This is a genomic window from Mordavella massiliensis, assembly GCF_016902415.1.
GTDB classification, from domain to species: Bacteria; Bacillota; Clostridia; order Lachnospirales; family Lachnospiraceae; genus Merdimonas; species Merdimonas faecigallinarum.
In genome coordinates, this window is the sequence record NZ_JACJLV010000061.1 from 1 (window position 1) to 9554 (window position 9554).

The 9554-nt window shown below is 51.4% G+C and carries 11 protein-coding genes; all 11 read left to right on the forward strand.

Features of this window, described 5'->3' with window-relative positions:
• Positions 1-126 (forward strand): NfeD family protein (locus H6A13_RS13575; RefSeq protein ID WP_204909773.1); only part of this gene is annotated, 126 nt, incomplete at its 5' end.
• Positions 120-1058, forward strand: a complete 939-nt coding sequence (locus H6A13_RS11825) for an SPFH domain-containing protein (RefSeq protein ID WP_204909765.1) — start codon at positions 120-122, stop codon at positions 1056-1058. The genes H6A13_RS13575 and H6A13_RS11825, both read left to right, overlap by 7 nt.
• A 42-nt stretch (positions 1059-1100) precedes the next feature.
• Positions 1101-2102, forward strand: a complete 1002-nt coding sequence (argF, locus tag H6A13_RS11830) for an ornithine carbamoyltransferase (protein ID WP_204909766.1) — start codon at positions 1101-1103, stop codon at positions 2100-2102.
• A 23-nt stretch (positions 2103-2125) separates the two neighbouring features.
• Positions 2126-2458 (forward strand): DUF6145 family protein, encoded by a 333-nt coding sequence (locus H6A13_RS11835; protein WP_204909767.1) that lies wholly within the window; start codon positions 2126-2128, stop codon positions 2456-2458.
• A gap of 23 nt (positions 2459-2481) precedes the next feature.
• Positions 2482-3252: a type III pantothenate kinase gene (locus H6A13_RS11840; RefSeq protein ID WP_204909768.1), complete on the forward strand. Its 771-nt coding sequence runs from the start codon at positions 2482-2484 to the stop codon at positions 3250-3252.
• 70 nt (positions 3253-3322) lie between these two features.
• Positions 3323-4279, forward strand: a complete 957-nt coding sequence (gene dusB, locus H6A13_RS11845; RefSeq protein ID WP_204909769.1) for a tRNA dihydrouridine synthase DusB — start codon at positions 3323-3325, stop codon at positions 4277-4279.
• Positions 4280-4471: 192 nt separating this feature from the next.
• On the forward strand, positions 4472-4954 hold the full coding sequence (gene greA, locus H6A13_RS11850; protein ID WP_204909770.1) for a transcription elongation factor GreA: 483 nt from the start codon (positions 4472-4474) through the stop codon (positions 4952-4954).
• Positions 4955-4975: 21 nt separating this feature from the next.
• Positions 4976-6919, forward strand: a complete 1944-nt coding sequence (gene lysS / locus H6A13_RS11855) for a lysine--tRNA ligase (RefSeq protein WP_204909771.1) — start codon at positions 4976-4978, stop codon at positions 6917-6919.
• A gap of 119 nt (positions 6920-7038) precedes the next feature.
• On the forward strand, positions 7039-7314 hold the full coding sequence (locus H6A13_RS11860; RefSeq protein ID WP_070087664.1) for a metal-sensing transcriptional repressor: 276 nt from the start codon (positions 7039-7041) through the stop codon (positions 7312-7314).
• A 178-nt stretch (positions 7315-7492) separates the two neighbouring features.
• Positions 7493-9304: a heavy metal translocating P-type ATPase gene (locus tag H6A13_RS11865; protein ID WP_204909772.1), complete on the forward strand. Its 1812-nt coding sequence runs from the start codon at positions 7493-7495 to the stop codon at positions 9302-9304.
• Between the two features lie 91 nt (positions 9305-9395).
• Positions 9396-9554 (forward strand): type IV toxin-antitoxin system AbiEi family antitoxin domain-containing protein (locus H6A13_RS13580; RefSeq protein ID WP_204909774.1); only part of this gene is annotated, 159 nt, incomplete at its 3' end.

The window sequence follows — 9554 nt, forward strand, 5'->3', positions numbered from 1 at the left end:
GGCCAGGACTGGTCGGCAAGGACAAAGGAGCCGGACGGCAGGATCGCAAAGGACACAGTAGTAACCATTGAAGAGATTCAGGGCGTACATCTGATTGTAAAACCCAGAGAGGAGCAGACATGTTAGGGACAATTTTAGGACTTATTCTTTTGATTCTTGTAGTAGGTATCTTGATCTCCTGTGTGAAAGTGGTAAAACAGGCGCAGGCGATGGTAGTGGAACGGCTGGGCGCCTACCAGGCGACCTGGGGGACCGGTCTTCATTTTAAGATCCCGATCATCGACCGGGTGGCAAGAAGAGTGGACTTAAAGGAGCAGGTGGTTGATTTTGCCCCGCAGCCGGTGATCACCAAGGATAATGTTACCATGCGTATTGATACCGTTGTGTTCTATCAGATCACAGACCCAAAGATGTTCTGCTACGGCGTGGCGAATCCGATCATGGCGATCGAGAATCTGACGGCTACGACGCTCCGGAATATCATCGGCGACCTGGAACTGGACCAGACCCTGACTTCCAGAGAGACGATCAATACCAAGATGCGTGCTTCTCTTGACGTGGCGACAGACCCCTGGGGCATCCGTGTTACCCGTGTGGAACTGAAAAACATCATCCCGCCGGCAGCGATCCAGGATGCTATGGAGAAGCAGATGAAAGCAGAGCGTGAACGCCGTGAAGCGATCCTTCGGGCAGAGGGTGAGAAGAAATCTACCGTACTTGTGGCAGAAGGACATAAAGAATCCGCGATCCTGAATGCGGAGGCAGATAAGCAGGCAGCGATCTTGCGGGCAGAGGCGGAAAAAGAAGCCACCATCCGCGAGGCGGAAGGTCAGGCAGAGGCCATCCTGAAAGTACAGCAGGCTACAGCGGACGGTATCCGTTTCCTGAAGGAAGCCGGCGCAGATGAGGCGGTTCTTACCATGAAGAGCCTGGAAGCATTTGAAAAGGCTGCGGACGGAAAAGCGACGAAGATCATCATTCCTTCCGAGATCCAGGGCATTGCCGGTCTGGTAAAATCCCTTGCGGAAGTGGGAGCCTCCGGCGAAGAGACAAAATAAGTTTACGCAGCAGCGTAGCAGCATGACAGGGAGTGAGAGCGTATGAATTTGATCGGAAGAAGTTTTCTGACGTTAAAAGATTTTACACCGGAAGAGATCACATATCTTCTGGATCTGGCCGCAGAATTGAAGGATAAAAAGAAAAAGGGTGTCCCGGTAGATGACTACCGGGGCAAAAATGTGGCGCTGATCTTTGAAAAGACCAGTACCCGCACCCGGTGTTCCTTTGAGGTCGCTGCCCACGATATGGGCATGGGGACCACGTATCTGGATCCTAAGGGATCGCAGATCGGGAAGAAAGAAAGCATCCGGGATACGGCAAGAGTTCTTGGCAGGATGTATGACGGCATCGAGTACCGGGGCTTTGGCCAGGAGATCGTAGAGGAACTGGCAAAATACGCGGGCGTACCGGTGTGGAACGGTCTGACCAATGAATACCACCCCACCCAGATGCTGGCGGACCTTCTGACGATCCGGGAACATTTCGGAAAACTGAAGGGCATCAAACTGGTTTACATGGGCGACGCCCGTTATAATATGGGAAATTCCCTGATGATTGCATGCTCCAAGATGGGCATGGATTTTGTGGCCTGCACCACGGAAAAATATTTTCCGGCAAAGGAACTGGTGGAGACCTGTCAGGGGTATGCGGCGCAAAGCGGCGGCACCATTACGCTGACAGAGGACGTGGCGGCAGGGACCAAAGGTGCGGACGTGATCTACACAGACGTGTGGGTGTCCATGGGCGAGCCGGACGAGGTCTGGGAAGAACGGATCCGGGAACTGTCTCCTTATAAGGTGACAAAAGAGGTGATGGAAAATGCAGGCGAGCAGGCGATTTTCCTGCACTGTCTGCCGGCATTCCATGATCTGGGAACGGTGATCGGCAAAGAGATTTATGACAAATACGGCATCCGGGACATGGAAGTGACGGATGAAGTCTTCGAATCTGACCGGTCGAAAGTATTTGATGAAGCAGAGAACCGGATGCACACCATCAAAGCGGTGATGGCGGCAACTCTGGAAAAAAGCGCAAAGGCATAAGGCTTAAGGAGCAGAAGAAAGGCATGTACGAAGAGAAAGTGGTGCTTTGCGGCGCCAATTCTTATACAGAAAAATATTACCTGAATCCGGATTTTGAGCAGCTTCCGGAGAGTATCAAAAATGAACTGAAGATCCTGTGCGTATTGTATGTTCACGATGTGGGCGGGATCCTGACACTGGTTTTTGAAGAAAACGGAGAGCTGTGCTTTGAAGTGACTTCTGAGGAAGGGGACCCCATGTTCGATGAGATCGGCAGCAGGTTGAAGATCAAACAGATCCAGCAGGAAAAGCAGGATCTTCTGCAGTCGCTGCAGCTGTATTATCAGGTGTTCTTTCTGGGCGAAGAACTGGAGTAGGGTGAAGAGGAGTTAGCAGACATATGTTGTTGGTAATCGACGTAGGCAATACAAATATCACACTGGGCGTTTTCCGCGGGGAGGAGATCCTCGGAAGTTTCCGCATGAAATCCAAGCAGCCCCGTACCTCTGACGAGTACGGCATCACACTGCAGGAACTGGTGGAACGTCACGGCATCCCAAGCAGCGAGATCCGGCATGTGATCATCGCTTCCGTAGTGCCGGATATCATGCATTCACTGGGAAGCGCCATTATCAAATACTTTCATGTAAAGCCCATTGTGGTCTCGGCAGGGATCAAGACCGGGATCCGCATCGTCACAGAGAACCCCAGGCAGGTTGGGCCGGACCGGATCGTAGACGCGGTAGGAGCCTACACCCTGCACGGAGGTCCTGTGATCGTGGTAGACTTTGGAACTGCAACCACCTATGACATCATCGGTCCGGACGGGACCTTCGAAGCCGGGCTGATCGCGCCGGGACTTCGCACTTCCGCACAGGCACTGTGGGGAGAAGCAGATATGCTGCCGGCCATCGAGATCCGCAAGCCCGCCTCCATTCTGGCAAAAGAAACCATATCCAGCATGCAGGGCGGTCTCTTGTACGGACAGGTAGGACAGACAGAATACATCATCCGCCGGCTCAAAGAAGAGTCCGGTTATCTGGACGCAAAAGTAGTGGCGACCGGCGGCCTTGGCAAGATGATCGTAGCCGAGACTGACGTCGTAGACGTCTATGACCCGCAGTTGACACTGAAAGGGCTGCGGATTATTTTTGAGAAAAATAGAAAGTGAAAAAAATAACAGGGGACGTAGTCCTTTTGCAAAGTACTACGTCCCCAATTGGCAATAAGGGTGTACCCAAATGAATATAGGAAACGTAAAACTTGCGAATCCATACATCCTCGCCCCTATGGCGGGGGTGACTGACCTCCCGTTCCGGCTGCTCTGCAAAGAGCAGGGAGCGGGGCTTTTATGTATGGAGATGATCAGTGCGAAGGCGCTGCAATATAAGAATAGGAATACGAAGGCGCTGCTTGAGATCGAGCCGGAGGAATATCCGGTGTCTCTCCAGCTGTTCGGCTCTGACCCGCAGATTATCAGCGAGCAGGCAAAGGCTATTGAGGAACTGCCTTTTCAGATCCTGGATATCAACATGGGATGTCCAGTGCCCAAGGTGGTGAAAAACGGGGAGGGTTCGGCGCTGATGCTGGATCCGGAAAGGGTCTTTGCGATCGTCAGCCGGACGGCGAAGGCCATCCGCAAGCCGGTGACGGTGAAGATCCGGAAAGGCTTCGACGATGCCCATGTCAATGCGGTGGAGATCGCCCGGGTGGCAGAAGCAGCCGGGGCGGCCGCGGTGGCGGTCCACGGGCGCACCCGCGAGCAGTATTATTCGGGAAAGGCGGACTGGGACATCATCCGGCAGGTGAAGGAAGCGGTGTCCATCCCGGTAATCGGCAACGGAGACGTAACTGCTCCGGAAAAAGCCAGGCAGATGATGGACGAAACCGGCTGCGACGGCGTGATGATCGGAAGAGGCGCCCAGGGGAATCCCTGGATCTTCCGGGACCTGGTCGCATATGACAGGACCGGGCAGGCGCCGCCAGGGCCAACGCCGGCAGAATTAAAGGAAATGATGCTCCGCCACGCAAGGCTCCAGATGGAGTACAAAGGCGGGTATCTGGGCATCCGGGAAATGCGTAAGCATGTGGCCTGGTATACCAGAGGACTCCCCGGTTCCGCAAAGCTCCGGGACGCCATCAACCAGGTGGATTCTTACGAGGAACTGGAAGCGCTTTTGAATGAAAAAATAAGATGAGCACAGGACCTGTAAAATCAGTCTGTTTCAGGGAAAAACAGGTTGACATAAAAGTGCCGTTTCTGTATAATAATGAAATTGTGAAAGTATCTATATTTTTAGCATTTTTGCATATGTACAGACATATTCAGTATATATAATTTTTTCTTAAACCGATTAAGAAAAAGTATGAAAAAGAAGGGGTAAAAAACAATGGAAGCAAAGAAGAGATTATTGACTTATGCAGGACTGAAGGCTCTGGAGGACGAGCTGGAACATCTGAAGGTGGTGAAGCGTAAAGAGGTAGCCGGAAAGATCAAAGAAGCCAGAGAGCAGGGCGACCTTTCCGAAAATGCCGAGTACGACGCCGCAAAGGATGAGCAGCGCGATATCGAAGCAAGGATCGAAGAGCTGGAAGGCATCCTGAAAAATGCAGAAGTTGTCGTAGAAGACGAAGTGGATTTTGACAAGATCAACGTAGGATGCACGGTCAAAGTATTTGACGTGACCTTTGATGAGGAAATGGAATTCAAGATCGTAGGTTCTACTGAGGCCAACAGTCTGGAAGGAAAGATCTCCAACGAGTCTCCGGTAGGACAGGCGCTGATCGGAAAATCCGTGGGAGATATTGTAGACGTAGAAACACAGGCTGGAGACATCCAGTACAAGGTGCTGGACATCAGCCGTTCACTGTAAGTTTAGGAAGGAAGAGGATTCATGGGAGAACAGCAGAAACATGTACAAGAACCGGATTTGAACCAGCTTCGCAAAGTACGCCGTGAGAAACTGGCGGAACTGCAGGCGGGCGGTAAGAATCCCTTTGAGATCACAAAATATGATGCAACCTGTCACGCGATGGACGTAAAGGAGCATTTCGACGAGATGGAAGGGCAGCAGGTATCGCTGGCCGGACGTGTGATGCAAAAACGTGTCATGGGTAAAGCATCTTTTTGTAACATTCTGGATCAGAGCGGAAATATCCAGTCTTACGTTGCCAGAGACAGCGTAGGAGAAGAAAACTACAAAGAGTTCAAAAAACTGGATATCGGCGATATCGTAGGCATTGAAGGCGAAGTGTTCAAGACCAAGACCGGCGAGATCTCTATCCATGCATCTGCTGTAAAGCTTTTATCCAAGAGTCTTCAGATCCTGCCGGAGAAATATCACGGTCTGACCAATACAGACATGCGCTACCGGCAAAGATATGTGGATCTGATCATGAATCCGGAAGCAAGAGATACCTTTATCAAACGCTCCAGGATCTTAAGCTCCATCCGCCGCTACCTGGACGGCCAGGGATTCCTGGAAGTGGAGACGCCCATGCTGGTAAGCAACGCAGGAGGCGCAGCCGCAAGACCGTTTGAGACACATTTTAACGCATTAAATGAAGACTTTAAGCTCCGTATTTCTCTGGAGCTGTACTTAAAGAGACTGATCGTAGGCGGACTGGAGAAAGTCTACGAGATCGGCCGTGTATTCCGGAACGAAGGACTGGACACCAGACACAATCCGGAATTTACCCTGATGGAACTTTATCAGGCTTATACCGATTACAACGGAATGATGGACCTGACCGAGAACCTGTACCGCCATGTGGCAAAAGAAGTTCTGGGCACCACTACCATCGTATACAACGGAATTGAAATGGATCTTGGCAAGCCCTTTGCCCGTATGACCATGGTCGACGCAGTGAAAAAATATGCCGGTGTGGACTGGAACGAAGTGGAGACTCTGGAGCAGGCAAGAGCCCTTGCAAAAGAGCATCATGTAGAGTTTGAGGAACGCCACAAAAAGGGCGATATCCTGAACCTGTTCTTCGAGGAATTTGTAGAAGAACATCTGGTACAGCCCACTTTTATCATGGATCACCCCATCGAGATCTCTCCGCTGACCAAGAAGAAACCGGAGAATCCGGATTATGTAGAGCGGTTCGAGTTCTTTATGAATGGCTGGGAGATGGCAAATGCTTACTCCGAGCTGAACGACCCGATCGATCAGAGGGAGCGTTTCCGTGATCAGGAAGAGCAGCTGGCACAGGGAAATGCTGAGGCCAATACTACTGATGAGGACTTCCTGAACGCGCTGGAGATTGGTATGCCGCCGACAGGCGGAATCGGATTCGGCATCGACCGGATGTGCATGCTGCTTACTGACAGCGCAGCGATCCGCGATGTGCTGCTGTTCCCGACCATGAAATCTCAGGGCGCGGCAAAGAATGAGGCGAACAACGCGGCTCAGGCTACAGCCCGGGCAGCGGAGACGACAGAAACGCCGGCAGTGAAGATCGACCTGTCCAAAGTGAAGATCGAGCCATTGTTCGAGGAATTTGTAGATTTTGACACGTTCAGCAAGTCTGACTTCCGCGTGGTGAAGGTAAAAGAGTGTGAGGCAGTTCCGAAGTCCAAGAAGCTTCTGAAGTTTATCCTGGACGACGGATCCGGTGAAGACCGCGTGATCTTAAGCGGGATCCATGACTACTATGAGCCGGAAGAGCTGGTGGGAAAGACCTGCATCGCTATTACTAATCTGCCGCCCAGGAAGATGATGGGCATCGATTCCTGCGGTATGCTGATCAGCGCCGTGTACGAGTACGACGGACACGAGGGACTGAATCTGCTGATGGTGGATGACAGTATCCCGGCAGGGGCGAAGCTGTACTAAAAATATGGATGATTTGGGCACTTTTTGAAAGAGAACTTTCAGGAAGTGCCTTTTTATTTTGACTTTTCTTCTCCTGATTGCTATAATACATATACCCCTAATGGTATGGAGGATATAATATGAAGCAATGTATGGACGCCCCCAATCTGCACCGCAGACTTGCGAAGATCATCGGACAGGTGCAGGCGATTGACCGGATGATTGATGAAGATGTTCCCTGCGAGGATGTTCTCTCCCAGATCAACGCTGCAAAATCCGCGCTTAATAAAGCCGGTCAGGTTGTCCTGGAAGGACATATCAAGCACTGCGTGCGGGACGGGATCGAGCACGGCAATGCAGATGAGACAATCGAAAAATTTACCAAAGCAGTGGAACGCTTTGCCAACATGCAGTAAAAACAGTTTTGCGAAAGCAGCCGGAATGGCTGCTTTTTTCGTTGACGTACCATCAATTGGGGACGGGGGATTTTCAAAAATCCCCCGTCCCCAATTGACGTCTTGACTCCGGATACCCATATGGGTATAATAAGGACAAACATAGGCATACCCCTATGGGTATAGAAAGAGGGTCTGTATGAAAAAAGATATTATATTTCTTGTTCTTGGAGGTATTTCTCTTATTATCAGTCTGTTTGATCTGGTGCCGCTGCCTTTTGACGCTGCGTGGATCGCGATCATTTTCTGCGGTATCCCTATTATCATGGAGGCTGTGACCGGACTGGTCACTGCATTTGATATCAAGGCGGATGTGCTGGTTTCGCTGGCCCTGATCGCTTCTGTCTGTATTGGGGAAGATTTTGCGGCAGGGGAAGTTGCTTTTATCATGCAGCTGGGAGCACTGCTGGAAGATCTGACAGTTGCAAAGGCCAGAGCCGGGATTGAAAGGCTTGTACATCTTACGCCCCGGACCGCCCGGGTGATCCGGGGCGGAACTGAAGAGATCCTTCCTGCCGAGGAGGTAAAGGTGGGAGACAGGATCCGCGTTCTGCCCGGTGAGACCGTTGCTGTTGACGGAGTCATCATTTCTGGTCAGACGTCTGTAAATCAGGCGGTCATGACAGGAGAATCGCTTCCTGTGGATAAAGCGCCCGGGGACGAGGTTGCCTCGGGGACTGTGAATCAGTTCGGTGCATTTGAAATGAGAGCGTTAAAGGTGGGAGAGGACAGTTCGATCCAGCGGATGATCCGGCTGGTGCAGTCTGCCGACGCAGGGAAGGCCAGGATCGTGGGACTTGCAGACAGATGGGCCACCTGGATCGTTGTGATCGCGCTTTCCGCCGCAGGAATTACCTGGATTGTTACCGGGGAAATCATCCGGGCTGTTACCATTCTTGTCGTGTTCTGTCCCTGCGCGCTGGTACTTGCTACGCCGACAGCGATCATGGCGGCTATTGGAAACGCCACGAAGCATGGATTTCTCGTGCGGGAAGGGGATGCGCTGGAACGGCTTTCGTCTGTGACAAAGATCACTTTTGACAAAACAGGCACGCTTACCTACGGAACACCGGAAGTGACTGCGGTGAAGTCCGTATCGGATTATACCGAAGAGGAGATCTATTTCTTTGCCGCTGCGGCCGAGCAGATGAGCGAGCATCCGCTCGGGAAAGCGGTGGTCCGCTGTTATAGGAAGAAACCGGCCGCCTGCGAAGACTTTCAGATGCGTCCCGGAGAGGGCGTAACCGCGACGGTCTGCGGAAAAGTTGTAAAAGCGGGCAATTTAAAGCTTCTAAAAGAGACGCTCCTTTCCAGAACACTTGCCGCCGGGGCGGGCAGATATCTCAATGAGGGAAGCACCGTGATCTACGTCGCGGTTGACGACAGGCCGGCAGGGTATCTTGTCCTTTCCGATACGGTAAGAGAAGAAAGTAAGGACATGATCACAGAACTGGATCATATCGGCGTCCAGCCGGTCCTTCTGACCGGCGATCATCAAAATGCCGCTGACGCCATCGCCGCTCCGCTCGGAATTCGGGAAGTGCACGCTGACTGTCTGCCGGAAGATAAGCTGAAGTACATCGGCGCGTACCAGGAAAAGGGAAATGCGGTCTGCATGATCGGAGATGGGATCAATGACGCTCCCGCACTGAAAAAGGCCGACGTGGGGATCGCGATGGGAGGCACAGGCAGCGACATCGCGGTGGATGCCGCGGATATCGCTCTTGTGGATGATGAGATCCGGGAACTGCCGCATCTATTGTCCCTTTCCAGGAGAATGATGACCACCATCAAAGTGAATCTGACATTTTCCATGACCCTTAATTTTCTTGCCATCGCGCTTGCTATCACAGGACTTTTAGGACCAGTGATCGGGGCGCTGGTGCATAACGCGGGATCGGTGCTGGTGATCATCAACTCGGCCCGGCTTTTGAAGTGGAAAAAATGTTGATGTTCTGTATACTTCCATAAATCATGTAAATGGTTTACTTTCATGTTGGAATAGTATATAATTACAACACAAAAGTAAACAAGGTGGTATTATGAAAAAAGATATTTTAATAGAATTGTCAGATGAAAATAATGGATATTTATTTACAGCAGAGGTGCTCAGCCATAGGATTTCTAAAACTTACCTGTCAAAATTTGTGAAGGAAAATTCATATGAAAGAGTAGCGCATGGGATTTATGCAGCGCCGGAT